The 26,641-nt window shown below is 44.6% G+C and carries 26 protein-coding genes and 1 riboswitch; of the genes, 3 read left to right on the top strand and 23 right to left on the bottom strand.

What is annotated here, in order from left to right:
* Positions 1–3 precede the first annotated feature (3 nt).
* The 3 genes from H7T88_RS16715 to pdhA form a co-directional block, all read right to left on the bottom strand.
* On the bottom strand, positions 4–1,329 hold the full coding sequence (locus tag H7T88_RS16715) for a dihydrolipoamide acetyltransferase family protein (RefSeq protein ID WP_090916687.1): 1,326 nt from the start codon (positions 1,327–1,329) through the stop codon (positions 4–6).
* Positions 1,330–1,505: 176 nt separating this feature from the next.
* Positions 1,506–2,483 (bottom strand): alpha-ketoacid dehydrogenase subunit beta, encoded by a 978-nt coding sequence (locus tag H7T88_RS16710; RefSeq protein WP_090916689.1) that lies wholly within the window; start codon positions 2,481–2,483, stop codon positions 1,506–1,508.
* Positions 2,484–2,588: 105 nt separating this feature from the next.
* Positions 2,589–3,656: a pyruvate dehydrogenase (acetyl-transferring) E1 component subunit alpha gene (gene pdhA, locus H7T88_RS16705; RefSeq protein ID WP_090916691.1), complete on the bottom strand. Its 1,068-nt coding sequence runs from the start codon at positions 3,654–3,656 to the stop codon at positions 2,589–2,591.
* 254 nt (positions 3,657–3,910) lie between these two features.
* On the opposite strand from pdhA, the gene H7T88_RS16700 reads away from it, so the two are divergent.
* Positions 3,911–4,645 (top strand): alpha/beta hydrolase, encoded by a 735-nt coding sequence (locus H7T88_RS16700; RefSeq protein ID WP_221789410.1) that lies wholly within the window; start codon positions 3,911–3,913, stop codon positions 4,643–4,645.
* 249 nt (positions 4,646–4,894) lie between these two features.
* On the opposite strand, the gene H7T88_RS16695 is transcribed toward H7T88_RS16700, so the two are convergent.
* A complete protein-coding gene (locus tag H7T88_RS16695; protein WP_221789409.1) occupies positions 4,895–5,365 on the bottom strand; it encodes a low molecular weight protein-tyrosine-phosphatase in 471 nt (156 codons plus the stop codon).
* 6 nt (positions 5,366–5,371) lie between these two features.
* Positions 5,372–6,067, bottom strand: coding sequence for a trimeric intracellular cation channel family protein (locus H7T88_RS16690; protein WP_090916699.1), 696 nt, complete (start codon positions 6,065–6,067; stop codon positions 5,372–5,374).
* 191 nt (positions 6,068–6,258) lie between these two features.
* On the opposite strand from H7T88_RS16690, the gene H7T88_RS16685 reads away from it, so the two are divergent.
* Both H7T88_RS16685 and H7T88_RS16680 read left to right on the top strand, forming a co-directional pair.
* Positions 6,259–6,900 (top strand): thiamine diphosphokinase, encoded by a 642-nt coding sequence (locus H7T88_RS16685; RefSeq protein ID WP_090916701.1) that lies wholly within the window; start codon positions 6,259–6,261, stop codon positions 6,898–6,900.
* A 338-nt stretch (positions 6,901–7,238) separates the two neighbouring features.
* A complete protein-coding gene (locus H7T88_RS16680) occupies positions 7,239–7,739 on the top strand; it encodes a C40 family peptidase (RefSeq protein WP_090916703.1) in 501 nt (166 codons plus the stop codon).
* 126 nt (positions 7,740–7,865) lie between these two features.
* On the opposite strand, the gene H7T88_RS16675 is transcribed toward H7T88_RS16680, so the two are convergent.
* The 18 genes from H7T88_RS16675 to H7T88_RS16590 all read right to left on the bottom strand — a co-directional run bounded on the left by H7T88_RS16675 (position 7,866) and on the right by H7T88_RS16590 (position 26,641).
* Entirely contained in the window at positions 7,866–8,570 is a 705-nt protein-coding gene (locus tag H7T88_RS16675) for a response regulator transcription factor (RefSeq protein WP_154957388.1), read from the bottom strand.
* Between the two features lie 142 nt (positions 8,571–8,712).
* Positions 8,713–9,762: a ThiF family adenylyltransferase gene (locus H7T88_RS16670; protein ID WP_221789408.1), complete on the bottom strand. Its 1,050-nt coding sequence runs from the start codon at positions 9,760–9,762 to the stop codon at positions 8,713–8,715.
* Complete coding sequence (locus H7T88_RS16665; RefSeq protein WP_221789598.1) at positions 9,759–10,526, bottom strand: thiazole synthase; 768 nt, start codon at positions 10,524–10,526, stop codon at positions 9,759–9,761. The genes H7T88_RS16670 and H7T88_RS16665 overlap by 4 nt, the downstream gene beginning before the upstream one ends.
* Before the next feature lie 83 nt (positions 10,527–10,609).
* Complete coding sequence (gene thiS, locus H7T88_RS16660) at positions 10,610–10,813, bottom strand: sulfur carrier protein ThiS (RefSeq protein WP_145331528.1); 204 nt, start codon at positions 10,811–10,813, stop codon at positions 10,610–10,612.
* Positions 10,810–12,054, bottom strand: a complete 1,245-nt coding sequence (thiO, locus tag H7T88_RS16655; protein WP_221789407.1) for a glycine oxidase ThiO — start codon at positions 12,052–12,054, stop codon at positions 10,810–10,812. Before thiO ends, thiS begins: the two co-directional genes overlap by 4 nt.
* A gap of 77 nt (positions 12,055–12,131) precedes the next feature.
* Positions 12,132–12,851, bottom strand: coding sequence for a thiamine phosphate synthase (locus H7T88_RS16650; RefSeq protein WP_221789406.1), 720 nt, complete (start codon positions 12,849–12,851; stop codon positions 12,132–12,134).
* Between the two features lie 259 nt (positions 12,852–13,110).
* A riboswitch (TPP riboswitch) is annotated at positions 13,111–13,220 on the bottom strand.
* A 39-nt stretch (positions 13,221–13,259) separates the two neighbouring features.
* On the bottom strand, positions 13,260–14,813 hold the full coding sequence (locus H7T88_RS16645; RefSeq protein WP_090916720.1) for an ABC-F family ATP-binding cassette domain-containing protein: 1,554 nt from the start codon (positions 14,811–14,813) through the stop codon (positions 13,260–13,262).
* 54 nt (positions 14,814–14,867) lie between these two features.
* Positions 14,868–15,890: a hypothetical protein gene (locus H7T88_RS16640; protein ID WP_221789405.1), complete on the bottom strand. Its 1,023-nt coding sequence runs from the start codon at positions 15,888–15,890 to the stop codon at positions 14,868–14,870.
* Positions 15,877–16,428 carry a hypothetical protein gene (locus H7T88_RS16635; RefSeq protein WP_090916724.1) on the bottom strand — a complete coding sequence of 184 codons (552 nt, stop codon included), beginning with the start codon at positions 16,426–16,428 and terminating at the stop codon, positions 15,877–15,879. Before H7T88_RS16635 ends, H7T88_RS16640 begins: the two co-directional genes overlap by 14 nt.
* The gene (locus tag H7T88_RS16630) at positions 16,425–16,823 is read right to left on the bottom strand and encodes a hypothetical protein (RefSeq protein WP_221789404.1); all 399 of its coding nucleotides are present in this window, start codon (positions 16,821–16,823) and stop codon (positions 16,425–16,427) included. Before H7T88_RS16630 ends, H7T88_RS16635 begins: the two co-directional genes overlap by 4 nt.
* Positions 16,824–16,839: 16 nt before the next feature.
* On the bottom strand, positions 16,840–17,325 hold the full coding sequence (locus H7T88_RS16625; RefSeq protein ID WP_090916729.1) for an ABC transporter permease: 486 nt from the start codon (positions 17,323–17,325) through the stop codon (positions 16,840–16,842).
* A 62-nt stretch (positions 17,326–17,387) separates the two neighbouring features.
* The gene (locus tag H7T88_RS16620; RefSeq protein ID WP_221789403.1) at positions 17,388–19,454 is read right to left on the bottom strand and encodes a hypothetical protein; all 2,067 of its coding nucleotides are present in this window, start codon (positions 19,452–19,454) and stop codon (positions 17,388–17,390) included.
* Positions 19,444–21,243 (bottom strand): P-loop NTPase family protein, encoded by a 1,800-nt coding sequence (locus H7T88_RS16615; protein WP_221789402.1) that lies wholly within the window; start codon positions 21,241–21,243, stop codon positions 19,444–19,446. Before H7T88_RS16615 ends, H7T88_RS16620 begins: the two co-directional genes overlap by 11 nt.
* A gap of 34 nt (positions 21,244–21,277) precedes the next feature.
* Entirely contained in the window at positions 21,278–22,108 is an 831-nt protein-coding gene (locus H7T88_RS16610; protein ID WP_221789401.1) for a CpaE/TadZ family protein, read from the bottom strand.
* Entirely contained in the window at positions 22,105–22,818 is a 714-nt protein-coding gene (locus H7T88_RS16605; RefSeq protein WP_221789400.1) for a hypothetical protein, read from the bottom strand. The genes H7T88_RS16610 and H7T88_RS16605 overlap by 4 nt, the downstream gene beginning before the upstream one ends.
* A gap of 60 nt (positions 22,819–22,878) precedes the next feature.
* A complete protein-coding gene (locus H7T88_RS16600) occupies positions 22,879–23,901 on the bottom strand; it encodes an SAF domain-containing protein (RefSeq protein ID WP_221789399.1) in 1,023 nt (340 codons plus the stop codon).
* A 16-nt stretch (positions 23,902–23,917) separates the two neighbouring features.
* The gene (locus H7T88_RS16595; RefSeq protein WP_221789398.1) at positions 23,918–25,405 is read right to left on the bottom strand and encodes a serine/threonine protein kinase; all 1,488 of its coding nucleotides are present in this window, start codon (positions 25,403–25,405) and stop codon (positions 23,918–23,920) included.
* Positions 25,406–25,591: 186 nt separating this feature from the next.
* Positions 25,592–26,641, bottom strand: a complete 1,050-nt coding sequence (locus H7T88_RS16590; RefSeq protein ID WP_221789397.1) for an SAM-dependent methyltransferase — start codon at positions 26,639–26,641, stop codon at positions 25,592–25,594.

The following is a 26,641-nucleotide window of genomic DNA, read 5'->3' as shown; positions in this document are numbered from 1 at the left end:
ATCTTACACCTCCATAACAAGCAACTCAGGGTTAGCGAGCAGCTGTTTAATGTAATTCATAAAGTTTTGTGCTGTTGCGCCATCGATGATACGGTGGTCGAAACTCAAGGACAATGCCATTACAGGTGCTGCAACAACTTCGCCGTTTTTGATAACCGCTTTTTCGCTGATGCGTCCTGTACCCAAGATAGCAACTTCTGGGAAGTTGATGATTGGAGTGAAGAACATACCGCCAGCAGAACCGATGTTACTGATGGAGATTGTGCTTCCTCTCATTTCATTCGCGCTCAGTTTGCCATCGCGTCCGCGAGCTGCCAGATCACGAATGGAATCAGCGATCATCCAGATGGATTTACGATCAGCATCTTTGATTACAGGAACGATCAGGCCGTTGTCTGTATCTGTAGCGATACCGATATTGTAATATTTTTTGTACACAATTTCATTTGCTTCTTCATCAATCATTGCGTTCAACGCTGGGAATTGACGGGAAGCTGCAACCAATGCTTTAACGATGAATGGCAAGTAAGTCACTTTAGTGCCTTTTTTCTCTGCGATTGGTTTCATGCGAGTACGGAATGCAACCAGTTCAGTTACGTCCACTTCGTCCATGATTGTAACGTGAGGTGCAGTGTAAGCCGATTTAACCATTGCATTGGAGATCGCTTTACGGATACCTTTGAAAGGTACGCGCTCTTCTTCAAGGCGTTGATCAGCCGCTGCAGCTGCAGGTGCTGCAGATTTTTTCTCTTCTTGAGCTGGAGCGTCGGAAGAAGTTGCCGCTGCGGAAGATCCGCCACCGTTTTTGAAGGATTCCACATCTTCTTTGGTTACTTTACCGTTGTTGCCAGTGCCGTTAACCTGAGCGATGTCTACACCTTGCTCACGAGCAAATTTGCGAACGCTTGGCGTAGCCAAAACGTCTTTTGCAGGAACTGCAGGAACGCTGTTGTTGCCGCCTTCTTGAGCTGCATTGGAGCTTGAAGCTGCCGCAGAAGAACCGCTAGTATCAGCTCCACCTTGTGCTGCGTCTTTCTCTTGTGCACCTTGGTCTTCAGCAGGAGCGTCATCTTGCTCAGGCAGTTCGCCTTCTGCATCGATAACCGCTACAACTTCACCAACGTGGCAGACTTGACCGTCTTTAGCGAAAACTTCAGTTACTGTTCCGTTAACCGGACAAGGAACTTCAACAACCGCTTTGTCGTTCTGTACTTCCATGATGATATCGTCGTCAGTTACTTTGTCCCCGACTTTGATGTGCATCTTGATGATTTCGCCTTCGTGAAGGCCTTCGCCCAGTTCAGGGAATTTATATTCAAATTTAGCCAACTGAAAAACCTCCTTGATTATTTGCTCCATCCTGAAAACAACCCTTAGCTCCAAAAACCAACTGTTACTGCGAGCGCAAATAACTGTCAATCAAGGGACTAATGGCTGTTTACAGTGCAGCTTGCGCTACGATGTGAATCACCATACTGCGCCTTGCGGCATGTCAGATGATTGAATTAGAAGTTCATGACTTTGTTAACCGCAGCAACGATACGCGCCGGGTTAGGCAACCATGTATCTTCGATTTGTGCAAAAGGATATACCGTATCCGGGCCAGCTACACGCAGAACCGGTGCTTCCAAGTGCAGGATTGCTTTTTCATTGATTTGTGCAATGACTTCAGCTGCAACACCTGCGCTCTTTTGAGCTTCTTGTACAACGATTGCACGGTTTGTTTTCTTAACGGAAGCAACAACGGTATCGATATCGATCGGGCTGATCGTACGAAGGTCGATCACTTCAACTTTGATCCCTTGTTTTTCAAGCTCTTCTGCAGCTTTTACAGAAGTATGAACCATCATACCGTAAGTAACGATGGTAACATCGGAACCTTCACGAACAACGTTCGCTTTACCCAGTTCAACAACATAGTCTTCTTCAGGAACTTCTGCACGGAAAGCATGGTACAGGTTCAAGTGCTCCATGAAGAATACTGGATCGTTGTCACGGATGGAAGCGATCATCAGACCTTTTGCATCGTAAGGGTTAGAAGGAACTACCACTTTAATACCCGGAGTTTGCGTGAGCAAACCTTCCAGAGAGTCTGTGTGCAATTCTGCCGCTTTTACGCCGCCACCGAATGGTGTACGGAATACGATCGGAGAATTGTATTTGCCGCCAGAGCGGAAACGCATACGAGCAGCTTGAACTACCATTTGGTCAAGGGCTTCGAAGATAAAACCTACGAATTGAATCTCAGCTACCGGACGGAAGCCTTGAATACCCAAACCTACAGCCAGACCGCCGATTGCGGATTCAGCCAGTGGTGTATCAAATACACGCTCTTCGCCAAACTCTTTTTGCAAGCCTTCCGTTACACGGAAAACGCCGCCTACATTACCTACGTCTTCACCGAAAAGCAGAACGTTAGGATCACGTTTCAACTCTACGCGAAGCGCATCACGAATTGCTTCTTTCATGTTCAATTGTGCCATTTGCTTCATTTCCTCCTTAAACATTGACAGTTCACATTTGAATTCATACATGTATACCGAGACACCAGTACCGGCGCCGGATGTTTATGCTTTATCGGAAAAAACTTATTGGAAATCAGCTTTTTGCTCTTCCAAGTGCTTAGGCGTTTGTTCGAACATGCTGTCGATCAAGCCTGAAATCGTCATTTTCTCGGTTTTTTCCGCTTTTTTGATCTCTTCGTTCACTTTTGCTTTTGCTTCTTCTTTCACACGTGCTGTATCTTCTTCAGTCCACAGACCTTTTTTCTCCAGATATTTAGCGAAACGTGCGATTGGATCTTTTTCGCTCCACTCAGCCTCTTCTTCTTTTGTACGATACTTGGAAGCATCATCAGAAAGGGAGTGTGGACGGAAACGATAAGTTACCGCTTCGATCAAAGTAGCGCCTTCTCCGTTACGTCCGCGTTCAGCAGCTTCCTGAACCGCTTTGATAACAGCGAAGATGTCCATACCGTCAACTTTAACACCTTTGATCCCTGCTGCTACCGCTTTATGAGCGATGGACAGAGCTGCTGTTTGTTTAGCAAAAGGAGTTGTGATGGCATAACCATTGTTTTGTACAAAGAAGATAACTGGCAGTTTGTAAACACCAGCGTAGTTCAGACCTTCATAGAAGTCACCTTCGGAAGATCCACCATCACCTGTGTAAGTGATAACCACTTGTTTTTGTTTCTTCAATTTGTAACCCATAGCAATACCCATTGCGTGCAGAATTTGAGCACCAATGATGATTTGCGGCATCAATACGTTAACGCCGTCCGGAATTTGTCCACCATGTTGGTGTCCACGGGAGTACAAGAATGCTTGATAAAGAGGAAGTCCATGCCATACGAGTTGCGGAATGTCACGATAGCCAGGACATACAAAGTCTTCTTTTTCAATTGCAAATTCACTACCAACCATTGTAGCTTCTTGACCAGATACTGGAGCATAGAAACCAAGACGACCTTGACGGCCAAGGTTTACTGCACGGTCATCCCAAGTACGGGTAAATACCATGCGATACATAATTTCTTTTAATTGATCGTCGGAAAGCTTAGGCATCATGTCTTTGTTAACAATTTCGCCGTCAGGAGACAGCACGGACAGAGCTTCTACATCCTCCGTGTATACTTCATAAGGAACCTTGCTCATTTTTTTCTTCACCTCAACAAAAAATTTGAATATCAAGTTCCGCTGTTATATTATTATTATACACCTGTTTCACTGCATACGTCAAAGAAATCCGTAATATTTTTATGTTTCCTTTTGGATTGTATGTATAACAGGGGTTTAATATTGGTATAACAGCATAATACATGATTGCGTGTTTGACCCATCCCCGCACCAGGTTAATCTTACCGTATTGCGCGGGTGAATGCAAAAATAACCCGGAAAGGTGACGTTTTATGACGGATTCCCGCTATTTGAAACGTACAATTGTTAAGGAAGAGATTGAAAGCCGTTATCTCGGCGAGAAACGAACCTTACGTATTTATCTCCCCCCAGGCTATAACGAACTGCTTAGCTACCCTGTCGTTTATTGTCAGGATGGCGAAGAGTTTTTCAACTTTGGCCGAATCGCTACCACAGCTAACCGCATCATTTTGGATGAAGGCGCCGAACCTTTCATTATTGTAGGGGTTCAAGTGGACGTCTCTGTAAGGACGCAGGAGTACGCTCCCTTTGGCAGTCGGTTTGAATCTTATACGAAGTGCTTTGCAGAAGAGATTATTCCCTATGTCGAAGAGAAATATCCTGTAAGGCGCTCTCCGCAGGAACGTGTTCTTGCTGGTGATTCATTGGGAGGCAGTGTTTCATTACATCTTGCACTGAAATATCCTGAGTTGTTCACCCGCGTTATCAGCATGTCTGGTGCCTTCTACTCCGCTTCTCAGGAAATCTATGCTGCAGCCGAAGACTTGTCCTGGTTGTCGATCTGGATGATTGTTGGTTTGCAGGAGACGGCCTTTGAAGCCGATACCGGAACGTATGATTTTGTACAGCTGAGCCGGGATACTCGTGATCTGCTGGAGAAACGTGGTGCTCTCATCTCCTATCAGGAAAAAGACGGGAATCACCAATGGGGCTTCTGGCAAAAGGAACTGCCTGATGCCTTGCTTTACTTTTTACAAGAAAGTTAATAGAAGATTGTCTCAAAAAGTTAATGCAGGAATGGCTAAAAGGTTCTAGCTACAATTAAATATTTCGTTGAACAGGCGGCTGCATAGCCGCTTTTCTTTTTACGATTTTTTGGACAATACGTTGTTACCGCTTACATTCATGCCCTGAAAAAGAAGCAGGAGTTCTAATTCGTTCCGTTCCTGCTTCTTTGCCATTTCACCAATAATAATGAGCTACTCAAGCTTGGCTTGTATTTTATCTAATTAAAATTAGGTTAAAGGATGCTCTTCTTGAATTCTGTTCAGCAAGACATCGCAACCTGCGTTCACAAGCTCGTACACTTCTTCAAAGTTCCCTGTGTAATACGGATCAGGCACTTCTCTCAGCTTTTCGTTCGGTAGCAAATCCATGAACTTGATAATCTCTGCCTCTTCTCCACCTGGCAGGCTACGTACATTCTCTGCATTAGAATTATCCATACATATAATGTAATCAAATTCAGTGAAGTCTGCACTCACAAATTGTCTTGCTGTCATGTTGGCATAAGAGATTTGATAACCATCAAGCAACTTACGTGTACCCTCATGCGGAGGTTTGCCCACATGCCAGTTGCCTGTACCAGCCGAATCAATCCGAATCTGTTCGCCAAGCCCCTTCTTCATCACTTTATGACGCATTACTGCTTCCGCCATAGGGGATCTGCAAATGTTACCGAGACATACAAATACAACGTTAATCATGATAAGTTACTCCCCCTTGCTCAAAGTACCTTGAATTACGGACGGTGCATGTTGCGGAATAAGTTTCTCCGGCTTCAAAACGACGGTTTCATTAGGCGTCAACGAGCGGCGCGGCAGCTTCCATTTGTAGTGCACGGAACACATCCGGAAAAAGACAACTGTTGCAAAACAGATCAGCAAACCAATGTTTGTTGTAAACCAGCCCATTCCGATGGCAAACCCTGCTGCCATTGCCCATACTGCATAGATCTCATCACGAAGAACAAGTGGTTTACGTCCGGCAAGAAGATCCCGAATGATTCCTCCGCCAATTCCCGTCAGTACAGCTGCAACGATTACAGCACTGATGGGATGACCCATATTAGCCGCATACAATCCGCCCTGAATTGCAAAGGCAGCCAGTCCAATTGCATCAAACAAAGCTTCAGTCCGTTTCCAGTGACTGATCCACTTCAAGGGCAATACAAAAGCAACAGCTACAGAAACCAGCGCAAGCATGATTAACGAGCCCTGACTCCATAATGTTGTTACAGGCACGCCAATAAGCACATTCCGGATCACTCCGCCTCCGAATGCTGTCACAAGCCCAAGTACCAATACACCCAAAATATCATATTCCTCTTCCATAGCTACAAATGCACCGGACATTGCAAATGCGATCGTACCGATAATGCTGAATACTTCAAAAATGTGTAAGTCCAACCTGTTCAAACCTCACTTTTCAAGTCATCTCCATGTCGCTCTCCCCATTGTATCCGCGAGTACGGAAATTGTGCAACCACATTTTGTCGATTATACTGGTTTGGTGTATAGTTTTATAGCTTAGCGCAGGATTTAGCTTCAATTAGAAAATCAAATGGTGTCCCTCTATAAATAAGGAAGGATGAAATAGAATGGATTATAAACGTATTGTCATCTTCACAGGTGGTCAACTCACGCAGGAATTCCTTCAGGAGATTCAGCCCGATGACGTTATTATTGCGGCAGACCGCGGAGCCTTGTATTTAATCGAACATGGTATCCAACCGCACATCGCAGTGGGCGACTTCGATTCTATAACGGAAGAAGAACGAGAGATCGTAAACAGTAACAGTGTAGAATTCATTGCTTGTGATCCGATCCATAAAGATTTGACAGATACCGAAATGGCATTTGAAACAGCTCTGGATCATGAACCTACTCATATTCTCATCTTTGGCGCAACGGGCACACGAATGGATCACACTCTCGCCAATGTTCATATCATGGTTCGTGCTATGCAACATCATATCTCTTGTGCGCTTCAGGATGAGCACAATTATATGACGTTAACCACTTCAAGTGCTGTTGTCGAACAACGCGGTTTTACCTATGTCTCTTTGCTTCCATTAACACATGAGGTCACAGGGATATGCCTGGAAGGATTCATGTACCCTTTGGATCACGCTACTATACGTATGGGACAATCCTTAGGGATCAGTAACAAGCTATTGGACAAGTCAGGCACAGTTACGATTGATAGCGGCCTGTTACTTATTATTCAAAGCAAAGACTGAACACTAAATACTATATTAGTAAGGCATTTTTAAGTTAATACGAGTCAAAACCTACAGCTCAACGCTTAATTATTACGTTTTTGTAACCTGTTATTTTGTTTCCTAAATCAAATTAAATGAAGAAATCCCCTTGATTATCAAGGGGATTTTTGTTTTATAGTTATTTCTGGATTCGTCAATGATTAATTTTTTGACATTTTTAATCGTATTTTAATAATTACATCTAAAGTACTGTCCTATCAACCTTTTTGCTTATGTATCCAATTTCTAGGGTGTTACAAACCTGTTATACTCGCTCTAGCAACTTAACGAAAACGAATTTTGGAGGTACTAACTACATGAAAACAAACTTCTTCATCCAAAAGGCCGTAACCGTCGGGTTGTGCGCTACACTAGGTTTTGGAGCTGTATTAATGACAAATGCACCTGTTGCACAAGCCGCAACGGCATCCGTATCAACAGGACAGCAAATTGTAAACTATGGTAAAAAATTCACTGGAACTCCATATAAATTTGGTGCTTCAACAACGACAACCAGATACTTTGACTGTTCTTCTTTTATGAAGTACATTTTCAAAAAATATGGTGTAGATCTTCCGCGCACTTCCGTACAACAATCCAAAGAAGGTAAATTCGTCTCTAAAGCCAACCTTCGTGTTGGTGACATGGTGTTCTTCTCGAGCGGCAGCCGCTCTACGGGTTCTAACATTACTCACGTTGGTGTGTATGCTGGAAACGGTAAAATTCTTCACACGTACGGCTCTCCAGGTGTAACCCTGTCTGATCTGAACTCCGGTACGTGGAAAAGAACTTACATTACAGCTCGCCGCGTCCTTTAGTCCATCTGCCTTTATAATTTAAACTGACGACCGGATCAATTGATCCGGTTTTTTCATATCATCCTATCCTTTAAATACCCGGATTAATCCTTGCTTCAAACTGGAGAATGGTGGAATATTTAAAAATCAGCTATCCACCAACATATAACCTATCCCTCGAACCGTCTGGATTAACTTCACCTCTCTGCCTTTATCCACTTTCACCCGTAGGTGTTTAATGTAAACATCAACAACGTTCGTATCCATGGCAAACTCATATCCCCACACATCGCGCAAAATATCTCCCCGTGTGCAGGCTTCATTCAAATGCAAGGCTAAAAACTCCAATAATTCATATTCTTTCGGGGTCAGGTTCAAATATTGCCCTCCACGACTCACTCTACGCGAACGCAGATTAATTCTGAGGTCTTGAACTATAATCATTTCCTCACCTTCATGGGAAGCACTGGCAAACAACCGGAGCAGGCTACGAATTCTCGCAAGCATAACCTTCCAATGAAGAGGCTCCTCCATTACATCATTCGCTCCAAAATCAAGCCAATTAATGACCCGTTGCGGCGAAACTTCAGGAATAATTACGATTAGAGGCGTGGATACACTCGGATTCATCCACCGCTTCAATGCAATTTTATCCTGTTCACTCTGATGCATATCCTCAGACTCTCGATCCACCAAAATAATCAAATGCGGACGAACAGCCCTAAAGTCCTCTATGTCGTTCAACTCATACCATTCTACATGCTTCACCTCATAACCCTCGTCTTGCATGATACGCTCTATACGGCCCACTAAATCCCCAGTACCCACTAATATGATAGCTGTTTTCATCATTTCTCACCCGGCCCGTCTGGTTTCCGTTGCTACTTGGCATGGATTGTACCGTTAGGATGCCATAAAAAGAAAAAGTCCATCCCCCGCGGGGAACAGACTTTGTCAATGCATGAGTTTTGATATTACAAGTAATTGATGTGGTTTAGCCAAAATATCGATGAACCAGCGTACGCGCTTCAGACGTATCTTTTGTGCCATGAACAAGGACACGACCATCCTGAAAAATGACCAACCGATGTTGACCTGTTGTGAATGACACCAGAAAAGGATTCATTTCCACTTTTCCTTCACCAAGCCGTTCCAATCGATCTGCTGTCTGCGGAAGGTCCAGTTGTATGCGGCGCGCAGGACGAATCTGAACAGTATCCCTACCACATAACACATCGGTTTTCTCCAGATTGGATGCAGAAAGAAACGGGTACGTAGCTGCTGGGCTACATGATGCACATTCTTGCTTTTTTGCCCCATTTACGTTAATGGATATGTACTCGTTCCTCCACACATCAAATGACAACAATTTACGCCGAAGAGCAGCTGTGTTACCACTTAGCAACTTCATCGCTTCCGCTGTCTGATTGGCTGTCACCATTTGCACCGCTTGAGGAATGATGCCCGACGTATCACAAGTATCCCCACCAAGTGGTACTTCTCCTAAGAGGCAGTTTAAGCAAGGTGTTTCGCCAGGCAAAAACGTATACGTAATGCCATAGCTACCCACACATCCTCCGTATATCCAAGGTATATTGTGTTTCTGTGCCATATCATTAATCAGTAATCTTGTATCAAAATTATCCGTTGCATCCATGATTAAATCGGTATGCTCCACTAGCTCTTCAAGTTCATCCACGCGCACATCCATCACTTTGGCTTCGATGCGAACGCTTGAATTGATTTCTGTTAAACGTTTGACAGCCGCCATCGCTTTGGGCATGCGCTCAATCGCATCCTGTTCAACATAAAGTTGTTGCCGCTGGAGGTTGCTCCACTCCACATAGTCCCGATCTACAATGGTAATTTGCCCGACACCGGAACGCACTAGCGTTTCTGCAATACCTGTTCCAAGTGCGCCGGCTCCGATAATTAAAACTTTGCTGTCTTTTAACCTCGCTTGACCTTCTTTGCCGAGCGGAGCATATCGTTCCTGTCTGGAATAACGATCGCTCTGCTCCGCATGATGTAACTGATCTGTCATGTATGAACCATTCCTTCCACCGGACTGCTAGCTGCTGCATAACGTTTCACCGGAATCATGCCTGCCGTATACGCCAGTCTGCCCGCTTCGACCCCGAGCCGCATCGCTTTTGCCATGGCAACCGGATCATCTGATCCAGATACGGCTGTGTTAAGCAATACACCATCCGCCCCAAGTTCCATGGCATAAGCGGCATCTTTGGGAGAGCGTAACCCTGCATCTACAATAACAGGCACTGCCGCTTGCTCTATGATGATTTCGAGATTATAAGGGTTAATGATCCCTCTACCTGCTCCAATTGGCGAAGCTCCAGGCATGACTGCATGTACACCAAGCAATTGAAGCCGTTTAGCTAAAATAACGTCGTCCGAAATATAGGGCAACACGGTGAATCCTTTTTCGAGCAAAATGCTACAGGCCTTGTACGTTTCAAGCGGATCAGGGAGTAACGTTACTCCGTCTCCGATGACTTCGACTTTTATCATATCACAAAGCCCCGAAGCTCGCGCAAGCTCAGCGATCCTTACGGCTTCTTCCGCAGTCGAAGCACCCGCCGTATTGGGTAGCAATGTGTATTTGCTCAGATCCAGCGTATCCAGAAAGTGTTGCTTGCCCGCCTCCTCCAGATTCAGACGACGTACAGCAAAGGTCAGCACCTGGGTACCTGAAGCTTCCACAGCCTGACTCTGTACTTCCATATCGCTGAACTTGCCTGTTCCAAGCAACAACCTTGACTCAAACAAATATTTACCAATCGTTAACATCATTCAACCTCCTAGGTTTTAGCAAGTTTCAACTACCAACTACTCAATCAACAAGATTCAACCACGCCTGTGAATCACTTTGCTTAGCCGCCTCCGACGAAATGAACAATCTCAATCCGATCTCCTTCTCTTAGTGTTGTTGTTCCATGGTGATCTTTGGTCAAAATATTGCGATTCAACTCAACCACCACGGTTTTCACTTGTAAGTTAAATGATTGCAGTAATTTGTCGACACGATTTAACCCGTCGTCAACCTCCATCTTTTGGCCGTTCACGATAATGTTCACGACATAACCCCCTTTCTGTTCAATCGTTCAGGCGAAAATGCTTCGATCCCGATCTCTTCGGCACTCTTGCCCTCTACCATGTCTGCGATCCAGCGACCTGTTATTGCACTAAGCAATATCCCATTACGAAAATGTCCATACGCTGCATACAAGCCTGAAATCCCTTCACATTTGCCTATATACGGCAGCCCATCAGGGGTGGAAGGTCTTATACCTGCCCATGCCCGCACAAAGTCCGCCTCCTTGATTCCCGGAACCCAATAACTTGCCGCTCCAATCAATCGTTGCATACTATTTGCCGATACACTGTGATCTTTTCTTCCTGGCAAACTGGTTGCTCCGATCCATACCTCTCCGTTTGCTTTCGGAACAATATAGACATCTTCTGCATATACCGTGCGATCGGGTCTGCCTCCAGCCTGATCTGTAGTAAACCGAACGGCCATAATTTCACCTTTCACCGGACTTGAAGGCAAAACGATCCCCACTTGATGCATGAGTTGCTCCCCGTGTAAACCAGCAGCTATGATAATATGTTTGCAACACATCTCTCCCTTAGCCGTTTTAATCCCTTGAACACCATGCTTATCTACGATCAGCTGAACATCTTGAACTCCTTCCAAAATGCGGGCACCCATCATTTCAGCTGACCTCGCATAAGCTCTTGTCAATGACACGGGCAACACTTCGCTCTCCAATGATCGGTAATAAGCGCCGTACGTATCCCGATTCAACCACAACGCTTCTCGTTGCACTGTGCTTCGATCCCACCAAAGTTGCTGCACTCCGGAAGTGGTATTTCGTCTATCCTTGTATTTACTTAGATCACCGTATGAACGAAACGGTGTGATAAATCCGTTGCGCCGTAAGCCAAGATCCATACCTGTTAAAGCGGATATTTGCTCTTTGTGCTTATGAAGTAATTCCCTACTGTCATATGCGGCTTGTGCCATGAGTGGATGAGCAAAATCCTCACTATCTGCTGCCAGCATGCCGGCAGCTGCACATGAAGCTCCGCTAGCAATCTCCGACTGCTCAACAAGCAGTACTTCCTGACCTCGGGATGCCAGTTCAAAAGCAATCGCACAGCCTATGACTCCACCGCCCACAATGATTGTTTCTGCATGAAAGGTTTCTGGTTTCTTAGTTGAAGTTTCGGATAGCGGTAGCCGCTTAAACTTATCTTGTTCACACGATGAGTCGATCACTTCCTCGGGTTGACTCGGTCCTCTCTGTACCATTTTGTCATCTCCTTGTTTGAACAACATTCCGATCTTATTAGGTTGGCGTCATTTCCAACTTTTTGATCGAGAAACATTCACTTCACCGCTTCCACAGCCTGTTTAAGAAGCGCAGCAGCATGAGCAGGGTTTGCATGTTTTAACACACTTGAGATCACAGCAGCACCCCTGGCTCCCGCAGACCTGACGGCCCGAATGTTATCTGGCTGAATCCCCCCAATTGCAATAACAGGCACCTTGACACTGGAGCACACTTCCGATAACGCATCTAATCCCCTCGCTACAGAATCCGGTTTGCTTGCACTTGCGTACACATGCCCGAAAAAAAGGTAATCCGCGCCATACTCTTCGGCAATTCTCGCTTCATGCAACGAATGCACCGATATCCCCAACCGGAGCCTCAAATCATGCTTGTTCTCCGGCTTTACCATTACTTTTGCCCTTTCCAGCATATCTTGGCTCCAATGTACCCCTTGATAAAAATAGCCTGACGAATATAGGTTCGCACCGTTGATTACAATGCGGGAAGCTGGAACACCCGCTTCTGCCATCAATTTGGCCCAGTTAAAACATTCCTGTTGCGAGAGTTGCTTTTCCCGGATATGAATGTAATGCACATAAGGCCAAATATCTTTGACTGCCTTCAACATGACTGACTGTTCCGCTTTATTCGTAGATATCACATGTAACTCAAAAAAGTCTTGCTCTAGTCCACAGGTTGGTACAGATTTATCTGTCCGCTTGTACCACTGGTCTGTTGAAGTTTTACCTGATTCATGAGCATCATAATCAAACATCAAGGTATGCAATCTCGTTCTCGCTCCTTTCAGCTACAGGCTTGGAGAAGTAGTAATGACAAATATAAAACCAAAAAAGCCACTCCCGTAGGGGAGTGGCTGCGTATAAACAAAGGTTCAGTTCAATCACAAGCGTCTGACAAATACCTGTTAAACAGTTTGATAGTCAAATCTATAACTGTTTATTTGATATTGAACCGCTTGGCATCACGATGTAATAAAATCCTGTTCTTACGTTAAGAATCATTACTATCGTTTTCGCTGAAACGCGCCACTTCCCTACGCTGGTATGATCCAGATCAGGTGCAAAGGGTCCGGAATCGCATTCTTCCATCTCAGCCGCATCGTGCGGCCCCCCCAGTGTTCATATGAAGTTGTAGCCTATATTACCACAACCGGTTTTTTTTGTCATCGTGCTTTTTCGGACCACTCTTCTACATCCCACGTTTTGGTGACCCAGCCTTCATAAAAATCCGGTTCGTGCGATACAAGTAAAACGGTTCCTTTATATTCCTTCAGCGCCCGCTGTAGCTCAGCCTTCGCCGTTACATCCAGATGGTTTGTCGGCTCATCAAACAAGACCCAGTTGCTCTCACGCATCAATAGTTTGCACAAACGGACTTTGGCTTGCTCCCCCCCGCTCAGCATGTTAAGCGGACGCGTAATATGCTCATTTTTGAGCCCGCAACGTGCAAGATGTCCTCGCACCTCGTTCTGCGTTAGATGTGAAAACTCGTTCCATACATCATCGATCGGTGTAATATTCCCGGCTCGCACTTCCTGTTCAAAGTATGCCGTCTCCAAATAATCTCCAAGAAACGTTTTTCCGCTTATTGGCGCTATTTTACCCAAGATTGTTTTAAGCAGTGTTGATTTACCTACCCCGTTACACCCCACAATCGCGATCTTTTCACCACGTTCAATCGTCATGGTCATCTTAGGTAGTAATGGATACGTATAACCGATCTCAAAATCAATACCTTCAAAAACGGTTTTGCTGCTTGCGCGGGCATCCTTGAACTTAAATGTTGGTTTTGCTGCTTCGTCTGGTCGATCAATTCGCTCGACCTTTCCAAGTTGTTTTTCCCGGCTTTTCGCTCGACCAGAGGTCGAAGCTCGAGCTTTGTTTCGTTGAATGAAATCTTCCTGCTTTTTGATGTATTCCTGTTGCTTCTCATAGGCATCAATATGCTGTGCTTTCTGCATATCCGCCATTTCAAGAAATTTCTCATAGTTGGCCGCATAACGCGTCAATTTTGCAAATTCCAGATGATAAATGACATTAACCACTTCATTCATGAACTCTGTATCATGGGAAATCAATAGAAAAGCATATGGGTAGTCTTTCAAATATCTAGTTAGCCACTCAATATGCTCTACATCCAGATAGTTTGTCGGCTCATCCAACAAAAGGGCAGTGGGTTTCTCCAACAACAATTTTGCAAGCAGGACTTTCGTACGTTGTCCACCACTGAGAGCTGCAACATCCCGATCAAGGCCAATTGCATTTAATCCCAAACCGTTTGCCATTTCTTCCACTTTCACATCAATCAGATAAAAATCGCCCTGTTCAAGCTGTTCCTGAATATCGCCCATTTCTTCAAGCAACTGCTCAAGTTTGTCTGGATCGGCATCAGCCATCTGATCCGTAATGGCCATCATTTGCTTCTCCAGTTCCAGTAGCGGCAAAAAAGCATCTTTAAGCACATCACGAATGGTCTTGCCTGGTGTTAACTTCGTATGTTGATCCAAATAGCCATATCGAACTTTTGGCGTCCATTCCACTTTACCGCTATCCTTAAGCAATTTTCCGGTGAGAATATTCATTAGGGTTGATTTTCCGGCACCATTAGCCCCAACCAGACCCACTCGTTCTCCAGCAAGCAGACGAAACGAAACATTTTTAAATAACGTACGGTCTCCAAAATTGTGACTGACGTTCTCTACTGACAATAAACTCATAAGATGAGACTGCTCCTATCTATATACATTACTTTTAGTTCACGTTCCAAAACCCTATTCTAGCACAGGTTCAGTCTTTTCTGAAAGTAATGACACTTGCGCGAAGCAATCATATTCGAAATAACCTCTGGCCGCTGCCTGTCTTGCAGTTGTAAACACCTCTTCAGCACGAAAACCGGGGTTACAGGTGGCAGGATAATGATATTTTATGCCTGTTTCGGGATCAATCCCGCCAATGATCGCTGTTTTTTTGACTAGCCGGCCTCCACCAATGGCATAATTGTTAATCTTCTGACCCCCTACAGCGATCCCCTGTATAAAAGCCATAATACCCGTATCATTGATCGAATTGTACCAATCTTCCTGCGAGACTAAAGGCATCGTGAATAGATAAGCGACACCATTTCTCCTGGAAAATTCATTATGTCGATTGATTACGTCTGCAAGCTCTTCCTGTATTCGGGTCACGATCCGGCTACGCCGCACCTGTTCAAAAGTTGTAGAGTCCTGAAGCAATGGAATCGTGGAATTCGAGGCCAGCTCCTGCTGAAATCCTTCGATCCATTTCCCTGCACCAGCATCATAAGCATACACATAACCGTCAAGTGTGAAATTAATGCTATTTCCGTCTGAATCTGAATATGTATAAGGTTTTTTGGGACTCCACACATGTCTATGAGACTTTTCCATCTCCCCAGTCATCTCGGTTTCCTTGGCAAAAATGTAATAACCATCATAATCCAGAACTACAATCGCTGGAATATAATCAAACATATGTTGAATAGCTTCCTTGTCATCCTGTATGCCCATGTTTAATGCCATCGTTTGGGTAAAGGTAGTCAATGCTAGTTCCTTATCCGCTTTAACAAACTTGGCAGAATCATAACCTGCTTCAGCATGTTGTTTTTCATTCTGGTGCATGACCGCGCCAGCATCCATCACTGCGGTTTGTAACGCTGTTTTGTAGCGATAAGCCAGTTCATTGGCCTCTTGCGCATCTTGCGTATGAAACGAGAGGATATAAAATAACGGAAAGAAAATGAGAATAAACACGATAGAAAGCTCAGTAATCTTCATTCAGTACCATACCTCCATAAGAAGCAAAAACCGCAGAAGCCTGAACTGTACCTTGTAACCATTCTCGTATCATCATGGAAGGTGTGCGGTTGGTACTCTTAAGACTCACGGTGAAGAAGTCACCCATATTGAGCGTATATCTGCGCCCGGGATCATCGACGGACAATGTGCTAGACAACGGATATAACCGCTCCTGAATCTGTGACAAGTAGTATGCATCATGAACAACCTCGTATGTACCCGTGAAGCTACTCTGAATCATCGGATCTGAATACTGGGGGACATATTTTTTGTGTAAATGTTCCATGGATATGTCATAGTTATTGCCCGTTTGGGCTAACTGTTCTTGAAACTCCGCGAGCATTCGAGGTGAGATATATCCCTTGGTGCGGACAGCATCCACAAATCGTATGACACTCTGAGTCGCTGTCAAGCGTGCAATATCATCCTGACGTTCAGCAGTCTCGGCTGCAGGATACACATAGAGCAGTAGAACGGCAAGCAATACCGCAAACAATTTGGATACTGCATTGATCACGGTCTCTGTACCTCCTTCCAAAAAGAAAGCTTTAACAATTCACCCGATGCACTTCGGTTATATTCAACTCGATAATTCCCATCCAGCTCAACCGGAATCATAGCTGATCGATGTTCAAGTGGATCAACCACATACTCATGACCGTCTAACTCAACATGAACCCCTGTACCTGTCATTTGCCGCACCGTATGCAGAACCTCAGCTCCGGTGTATCCGACAAAACCACCTGTAAGAAGTGTCGTATGAACTCTTCCTTCCATAGCCGCATTTGTTTTCACCCTGTCATTCAAGGCTTCGTTTAAAATACGGATATTCCACTGCCCGTACAGGCAGGCTGTCACAAAAAGGACAACCGCCGTACAGAACAGCATCATATGCTGTGTGTTCCGGGTCATATTCAACCAGCTCCAGTCAGGATTGCTGGAATATCAGACCTCTAACCACATTGGATCGGTCTTTAACGATAATGGCCTTAAATTTACCGCTTGGATTAACGTATTGATTGTCCTTTTCACTCATCGTCTGATTAATGCTGCCTACCTTGTCATCAGGTGCAATGACAGAACCATAGTCCGCATTATTAACGTCCTGAGAGATGTTGAGCTGATTACCGTACCACTGTCCGCCTTTGTTTTTACCTGTAATAACCTGAATACCAAACTGGTCCTTGTCCGCGTATTTCCGTAAAGCATTGGTCACTTGTGATCCACTGATGGTTGTTCCGTCATACACCGTAAATGCTGCCTGAGAAAGCTCGGTTTGAATATCTGCAAAGTTATTCTGGGCTGTTTTCGTTGCCTCCTGAGCCGAAATAAATAACAACACCACAATCGTAATCAAAGCAATCGTCAAAAATATCCCCGCTGCCACCTTCAAAGCACTTGATGCATTATTCATACTAAATACCCTCCTAGAGTGTTATGAATGATTATTTTTCAGTTCTTCGTAAAAGCGAAACACTACAGTTTCTGGATTTGTTCATAATACATGCTCATCTGTACAAAACTCATGCCTACCAGCGGAATAACAAGATACATGAAGATCAGAGCGTACATGGGTGTAAAACCGATCGTCCTCCCCCATCCAGCCTTGATATCAATGATTTTGCTATACTCCTGTTTGCGCTGTTCAAAATAAAAGGCCATCATGCTTTCTAAATCATCAAAAGCTTCTCGAATGGATATTTTACCTAGAGCCAGTTGCAGTTTATCAATCAAACGTTGAAATTCAGGCAAACCCACCTCCTCTTTTAATTGTTCAAGCGCTTGTTCAGCCCCATGTTCGAAGTGCAACAAACACTTTTGTAGTGGCCTTTTGAAAATGACAGCGAATCGATTAAGCCATTCTACGATCTCCTCCACAGACATTCGATCCATCTCTCGTAAAATCGAAATGACTGTCTGAAATTGATAAATTTCATGCCTCATATCCAACCTTCGCATTTTACGCTGGAACAACATAAGCCAGATGGGCAGATTATAGCCCCCTATACCTATAAGCAGTGCCAAAACAATTTCCCACCATCGCATATATTGGTTGTTATATGATTCGATCTTGTCTATAATCCGCTGAATTGTTGCTGTCTGAGCATCATGATCAAGCTGGGCTGGTGCAAGCTGCAACAGCGCGACGGAAATATCTTCGTATGTGGCCGCCCGCTTCATCTCAACATACGCCATAACCTTTCCATCCAGTGCGGTCTTATCTCGGGCAACTTTCAAATCTGCCTCTGACATTGCACCAAACATGCGGTCATCCCTGATTGGATCGTGCAATATGTGATTACGCTCGACTTGATGTAGCAAAAGAATCAAGCCTACAGTCAGAACCAGACAACTTGCGAATAACAATAATCTGCGAATAGCTAACCATTCGTATTTCAGCTCGGTACTGCTCTCTCTCATTAACCTGATCGTCTGATTGTAAGGAGTTGTTCCTGGTTTGGCTGCAAAGAGCATCGCCAGCCTCCGCAAAAAAATATGCTTATACAAAAAACGATCCAGTCTGGATTGTTTCTTCCCGGAGCGGTAGCGGGTTTCATCATATTGCTGAAGACGCTGTAATAGCAAGTAAGCAACAATGATGATAATGTATATGGATATTTTAGTGATAAAACCAAGTTTGCTTCGATAAAAATCATCCATCGTCGGGAAACTGACCCGAGCCCAACGCTCAATTGGCCCTGTAAAGAGTACAGGTACAAGAGCAATCACGTTTAACCCTTGTAGCAGATAATCAAGCCTGTCACGCCTTAATATCTCCAGGTGTATCTCCTGAGTAAGATTACCTATACCTTTCAGATAGATGGAGCCCTGCTCCTTATCCTTATCTCCGAACTCCATCACCATATAAGATATCCCGGCAAAACCTTTGAGAAAACGGTTGGGTGCCACTTCATAATATCGTTCAAGTGCTTCATTGGGGTCGGGAGAAGTCAACGCTTCATAGATTAGCCTCACCTGCTCGGCAGCTTCTCCTGTACCTGCTTCGGACGCTTCATAGAGCGCTTCCTCAACCATGCCATGCTGATGATACCGATGTCTTACATCGGCGAACAAATCTAACATTTGCACCAGCAGTTTTTTCTCCATACGACTCAGGCACATATCTAACACAAGACTGTTCAGCACGATAGCACACAGCGCAGCCAGAAGAATAAAAGCGATACCTGGCTGTAACCAAAACAACACTGTACTTACACTTCCGTACCCGCCCATAATAATCAGAACAACAGTCATCGTGACTCTGCGAAGCGCTGGTTCATCACTGGCATAACGATATGAGATTCTTTTTTGCACTTGCAAAATATACGTGGAAAGCAAGGGTATCTTCATACCGACTTGATATGCCTGCAACAGGAAACTTCCCCAATCTCTATACTTCTTACCTTGAAAATTCACGATTTTCCCCGCAGCGTACATTGAGGTTGACTCTCTCTGCCTCAGCATACGAAGAATGATCAGCGTGATGACTAAACCAACTACACAAAAACTGACTACAACCAACAATAGCCATTTAATGCTCATAGGTTTCACCCCAGTGTTGTCCAATAAACCGCCCAAACTTCTCGGCATCTGGTAGCGTCATCTGCTCCTGCATGTCTTCGATGCTAGAAGCCGAGATCGGAGCAGTAGCCACATATTTCCCTTGGCGATACTCTACGACATTTCTAAATGTGAACCCAGCACTTTCTTTCATATTTTCTGCTTCAAGGGAGTGGGGAATACATTCAGTAATCCGCTCAATATATCTGCGGCCCTCTGCATCTTTTTTCATATGAACATCAAAGTTAATGAGACTGACAACCTGTTCTTCGGCAATATGTTCATGCTGAAACATACCTGTTTTAAGTAATGAATTCCGGAGTGAAAACACCAGATCACGGAATGTCTTGGCGTGATGTGTAAACAGGGTAAACAAACTCGCCACCTGTGACATCTGAATCATCCAGGCAGCCACCTCATCACTCGCAACCTCACCGAGAATGTTTACTGTCCCATCTGTTTTTTTCTGTAAATCCAGTCCTTGCTGACCCGATATATGTTCCGTTTCCCGAAAACTCAGAATGTTACGGCGACTGTATATCCGTCTTAATTGCAACTCAAATGCCATCTCCTGTACCCGCAAAGTATAGGAAGCATAGATATGTTTCACCATCGCCATCAGCAATGTTGTTTTACCAGAGCCCTGTGCACCGGTTACTGCCGTGATCCGACTACCTTTCATCAAATATTGCAACAGTTCTATTGGTAATTGTGCGTTGTTACCTGTAATCAATTGTTCAAGGGAGGCGTTGGGAATATCAAACTTCCGAACAAAGAATGCCCAGGATTCCGCAAAAGGAGGACGCACAACGACAACACGTGAGCCGTCTTTCATCTCATTCACTTTATAACCACTTGCTTCCGATAATTGACCAGGATAATTGTATTTATATATGTTCTGACACACTCGTTTCAATTCCCGGATACTGCCAAAGCTTAAGAAAGACAAATGAATAGACTTCCCTTTATAAAAAATCCATACACTCTCCATCCCGCTTAGCGGTTCCTCGTTATGATCATCCTCAAAAGCATGTTCCAAAAGATCATTCCATGAAGCGGGTACATGATTCCCCGTATATGGCAGTATTTCAAGAGCCCCGCTTACCCCTCCACTGACACCATCGATCCGTTGATCCCTGATTTCATCTACTACTGAGAACCCTTTATATTGCTGATATATACGCTGCACGATAATTTCTACCTTTTCTCTAAATCCCAATTCCCGGTATTCACAATCAAAAACATGCTGGATATCTTGATCGGAAATATAGTAACTTCCGCCATCTTCTGAGCCTTCTTCCAATCGGAGTTTACCTAAATCATAGGTATCAATCATTCTGGAAAGAGCATCTACTCCAAATTGCTCACGGTATAAATAAAAGATGATCTCGAAGCGGTCTTGCACGCTTAACCGTTCTGGTTCAGCAAACATCATCACTTCGTCGACGTTGGATTTATTCAAACCAATACTTCGTGTCAACAAGTCACTAATCAGGTTTTTGACATACGTCTTGTCACTGATGCTTCCTGATACACAGCTTTTGAGCGCCTTTCTCATCTCAGCTCGTTGATTGATTCTGCGGCGATACTCTTCTTCATGTAAACCGGCATCGGCAAGCTGGCTATGGCTTATTTCATGCAATGAATTTTTCACTTGTTCAATCAATGTCTCAAACGTAAAGTACTCTTGCTCAGGTATACGTTCATTTTTTTCCCGGATATAGGCTCGATACTTGAACCATACATACCATATACCTGTAATTAGAATCATTGTGATGAATATCGCATTCCAGACCACTAGAGATTCAGGCTCCCCTTTCCAGCCTCTTCAGCACAGTACGCATGCCCGTACCATCCATAATCAGGCGAGCGAGTTCAGCCATAGCTGAGGCAAAACTCCCTTTTTGAACTTGTTTTTTCTCAGTCAGACTCTCCAGTTGCAAGTATCTGGCGACATCTCTGCGGTTGATCGCATCCAGATACCCGGTCGTATACGGGACTGCGGAAAGACTTCCCTTGTATCTAAAACCACGCTTTATATTGGAGAGTGTAGCACGAGAATGCGAATCATATTTATTGATAAGTACATGTAGCTTCCGTTCCGTTATTTGTTCAGGCAGGATCTCTTCGAAAAAGTGTTCCAGATGCCTCATATTCTGATTCAGAACAACGACAACATAATCAGCCTGCTGCACAATAAGCTGTGAATCAACATTAGATTGCCCTGCATCCAGAAGCACAAGATCATAACATTGATTAGCAGTCTCCAGCAGTTTTTTTAACAACTCCTCTTTTTCACTCACAGAGCGCTCCTTTCTATACACGCTCCCAGTCAGTAGATCAAGCTGCTCTTTCAACAGCGGTTTGGTGTAATCTTTCAGGTTGTGCTTGTTAAGGCTACCACTAATAAACAGCCGTTCGACAGCATCCCAACCATTTTCTTCAAAAGAATATGAGACATCGGCTGAACTCTTCTCATCCTGAAATATTCCTGATTCTACACCATAATTTGCCGGACCTGTGTTGACAAGCAATACTCTGGCTCTATACTGGAATGCTGTCGCATAGGCACTCATTAATGCACTTGAGGAACATCCCGTTTCAGCAAATGGACTCCAAAAAGCAATCGTACTCATGCCCTCATCCTCCCCGCTTCTTTGATCGCACGGCGGCTGCGAACGCTCTCCCACCCGGTCAGTTGTTCCACAACACGACATAAGGATTTTTTGTAATTTCTGGACAGTGGGCCGAGATTCACACGGTGGTAATGTTCATTTTCAAGCTTGACCGCAGCACTTAGTTCATCCCACGGGAGGATCAGGGACTCCCCGGTCCAACGAAAGGGAACACCCTCAAGGTAGGCCCACAGATAACGGGCTTCAAGTCTACAATCCACTCCATTAATCAGCATTCGTTGGAAAGCCAGCTCTTCAGGAAACTCATGCTCGTTGAATAACTTTTCCAGCCACCCTTTCCCTCGTTCCAGATTATATCGTTCATAATCGCTCACCCAGACGCGAACTTCTGCGGTAAGCCATAAATGACGTGAAGCAAAGTGCAAGGTCTCGATGTCATATAACACATAATCATAACCATCCAGGCTCTCACCGTTGATCTGCAAATGCTGTTCTACCGCCATTGAAGTAACAAAATGACATGCAATATCAAATCCCTCAAATTCCACAACTCGTAATGATTGCTGATGATCTCCGACACTGTATCCATATTTTTGTTGCAACGTACCGTCCACTAAGAGAACCCGCTTACCTGTTGAAGCAAGTATTTTACTCAGATATAACATCAGATCATTTTTCTCACATAAACCTGCAAAAATCCAAATGTGCACTGATCAGCGCCCCTCAATCTCAATTTAATGTTGTTATAAGAATTAATGATTTAATGCAAATTACTCATTTCCCGTCAGCAATTGCTGTTGCTCGTTCAAATTTGAAGATTCAATAGCGTCCGGTGCCTCTCCCGTGTGATCTGTTCCCCTATTGCCTGATCCGTCGTTCCAGTTCGTTCCTTGATGCTCAGATGAATCTTGAACTGTTGGCCTTTTATTATACGTAACAGAAGATTGTGCCACATCTTGTTCGACACCATTAGATGGGGCTGACATGGAGGCAGCGAGCGAACTTTCGAGTGAACTTCGAACTTGTCTCGATAATTCCTGCTCGGCATGACGAACGATGTTGGGATCACTCTCCAGTAGCTTTAACACTTCGGAATTGGCTGGATACGTCGGAATAGCTGCTGTCTGAAATTGTGGTTCTACATAGGTTAGAGCGTAGATTGAAGCTTTATGTAAATAGGCATCCACGATTGCACTGGACAACGACAAAATTTCTTCTTCTGTCATCGTAATCCATAGTGTTGCTGCGTTTAACCGTTCCACCTTTTTCTTGGACAAGAGAATGTAGTCTTGACCTGTAGGAAACTGAATACGTACGTCGATCATGTCTCCTTTGGCTAGCGAAGATGGTAGCAATACCACTTGCAACTCGCGATTTCTTAAATCAGCCGATGCAGGTGTCCCCTCATATACCATCTCCGTTGTAATCGCCGTTCCTTTTTTAAGCTCAATTTTAGCTGAATGCCCTTCCAGCTTCTGCGAACTAGACCATAGATTGCGTGGAGCCTGAGCGTCCGGTATGGCAATCAGTTTCAGATCCTCTGGTGAGATAAGTTCTCCCGCTTCGATATCCCTGATGGTTACCCACCCTCGGGCACCAGAATTCCACTGTTGCAACAATTCCGCTTCTTTCTCCTCATACGCTGACAGATAACGGGCCTCCATAGCTAATCTGACATTCTCTTTGGTGCTCAGCTGATATACCACATAACCTCCAAAAATCATACCGACAGCTCCTGCTCCAATCAGTCCTGCATAAATCAGTTGACGACTTTGTTTTCTTAATTTGGACAAAAGAGGCTCTCCTTTCCTAATCTCCTCTACTCATGTACTTTTTAAGTGAAAAAAATGAACGTTTTGGGGTCTGCCTTACCATTAAATGCCCTAGAATTTGTGAGAATACCTTATCCATATGAACATCCTTGTCAAATGGGTCCAGCTGCAGTGGTAATCCGTATACGTGGGATGTATCCAGTGTTCTACGTACACGCTCCACTGCGTCTGTTGCAGCGAGGGGAAGGCAGTATATCCATTTCTCCCGGGGAAAGCGATAATGCGTGCGTACAAAAGCTCCAATCTCCGCTTGTTTCCATTCGGCACCAGAACCAATAATGATAGGCAGATCCGCGCGTAAAAACTCCTCTAATCGATTCTGATCCTGTCCGCTTCCTAGATCCATCACAATAAATTGATAGCTGCCGCCCAGCAGGGATAAAATATCGGCCCGGCCAGACTGCTTCCAATAATGCACGCCATCCACCGCAAACTGCCTGCTTGATGCTACAGGTTTACCACCTAGTGCAATGTGCTGGATACGTGTAAATGATTGAGAGCGAGGTGACATTTCGATCACCGCGACCTTAAAGTTCTGCCTCTCCAAATAATGACTAATCGCTATCGCTGTATGAGTAACACCTGCCCCAGCAGAAACCCCGGTAAGAGCAATCACTCTCGTGCCCCCGCCAAGCGTTAGCTGTTGATCTACAGGCGAGGACATTATTCCCGGTATTCGAAGCAGCTCCTTCCTCACCTCATTCGCCGTTTGAAACCTTTCATTCACGTCATATCGTAGCAATCGTCTGACAACAGGGGCGTATGTTCGCGGGACATCACTCCGTATAGAACTTTCCACGCCTTGAATCCATTCGGTGTAAGCTCCACTCGTCATTAGATACAGCATCAGGGCTCCAAGACCATATAGATCTGAACGGGCATCCGTTTGTCCGGAACCATATTGTTCTGGTGCCGCAAATCCAGCAGTCCCGAGTTTAACCGTATCTTCAGCAAGATGCGTCTTATAACTGCGGGCAATGCCAAAATCAATCAAGCGCACTTCATGCTCTGGTGTAATCATAATGTTGGACGGCTTCAGGTCTCGGTAAATGACAGGAGGATCCAAGTTATGCAAATAACTTAGAACATCCAGTAATTGAAGTACAAATTCCATCAACTGTTCCACCGGAATTTTACCCCGGCACTGTTTGAAGTAGTCGCTCAGCGTTAACCCTTCAATATATTCCATGACAAGGTACGTATAACCGTCATCGTCAGGAGCAAAAAAATCAACAATCTGCGGAAGTCTCGGATGCCGAAGTGATGTCAACAGAGCCGCTTCTCTCTCCATACTGCCTTCATAGGGCATCTTCGTGACACTTTCCTTCACAGCCCAGATCTTCCCTGGCAGCTTCAAATCCTCTGCCTCATACACATGGCTCATTCCTCCTGAACCAAGAATCGATAGGATGCGATATCTACCTCCCAGCAGGCTCCCGCGTTCCAGCCTCGCCGGATGTCTCATAGGTCTACCTCCTTCCAAACAACATAAAAAGGGAAAGCTTCACCGATAATGAGCACACTGGAATTCCAGTCATGCTCACTTCGGGATGCTTTCCCTCAAATTTATTGTCGTTATGGTTAATATTGGTATCATTATAGTACACATAATCAACCGTTGTAAAGCAGAATATTTTATAAGTTAAATGACTTAATATTTAATCATATATAATGTGATCTCTTCACGATTATGAAACAGCTGCTTTGAACGCTGAATCTGCATCCGTGAACGCTCAAACGTATCGATCACTTCTTTTATAAGCGCAAGTGGTTTTTTGTGAAGCAATTTCACCGTAACAATGGCTGTCCCACCGGATTGGAGACTATACAGAAGGTCAGATACCAGTCTGCTCATCAGCTTCGGACTCCAGCTCATATCACATACAAGCAGATCGAATTCACCTTCGCGGAAACGCACATCGCCTGCATTTTTTTTCAAAAACGTCAATTTAGGCGAAGCGAGCAAGGTTGCATCCATCTTTGCCGGGTCTACTGCTGTTACCTCAAGCCCGCGCTCAAGCAGAAATGATGTCCATCCCCCAGGTGCTGCGCCAATATCAAGTGCCTTGTGAAACGAAGTAAAATCAATACCAAACGTTTGCTCCGCTTCAAGCAACTTAAACTTGGCTCGAGAGATTTGTCCTTCTTCCTTCTGAAAACGGATCGCTCCACCACTCCAGTCGGACAGATTCTGTTCGGGTCTGGATACACCTGCATATAACATATCTTTAGCAGCAAATACCGAAATGACATATTCCGCATCCCGAATAACCCATTCACAGCCCAGATCACCCAGTTTTTCCGTCAGCATTTGTTTCAATGAAGCTGCGTTTTCGCCCCAAAAAGAACTCTCCGTTTTGCGAGTTTGCATGACTACTTTTGCCCCAGACAATTCCTTATGGTTCAGGATAAATGCAATCAATTTCTCCAGAGACTGCTCCGTATCCTCTGTATTCTCTTGAAATTGAACAGGCTGGATGTGACGTAAAAACGTCGGAGACTCTTGCAGAAGTCTAATCGAGACTTCTTCCTCTGCAACTGGTAAACCAGCCAGTAGAATCTCACCTGGAACCAGCACCGTGCTCTTCACTGCTCCAAAAGTACGGCGCAGCTCCTCCTGCGCATAAGGTGCAAAGCCGTGATTGGCCGTGCATATAAAACGGGAAAAGTCTGTTTCTCCCGAAAGCGATTGTGTACTCAA

It is taken from the genome of Paenibacillus cucumis (ex Kampfer et al. 2016), assembly GCF_019748695.1.
GTDB lineage: Bacteria > Bacillota > Bacilli > Paenibacillales > Paenibacillaceae > Paenibacillus > Paenibacillus polysaccharolyticus.
This window is presented reverse-complemented; position numbering and strand designations above follow the sequence as displayed.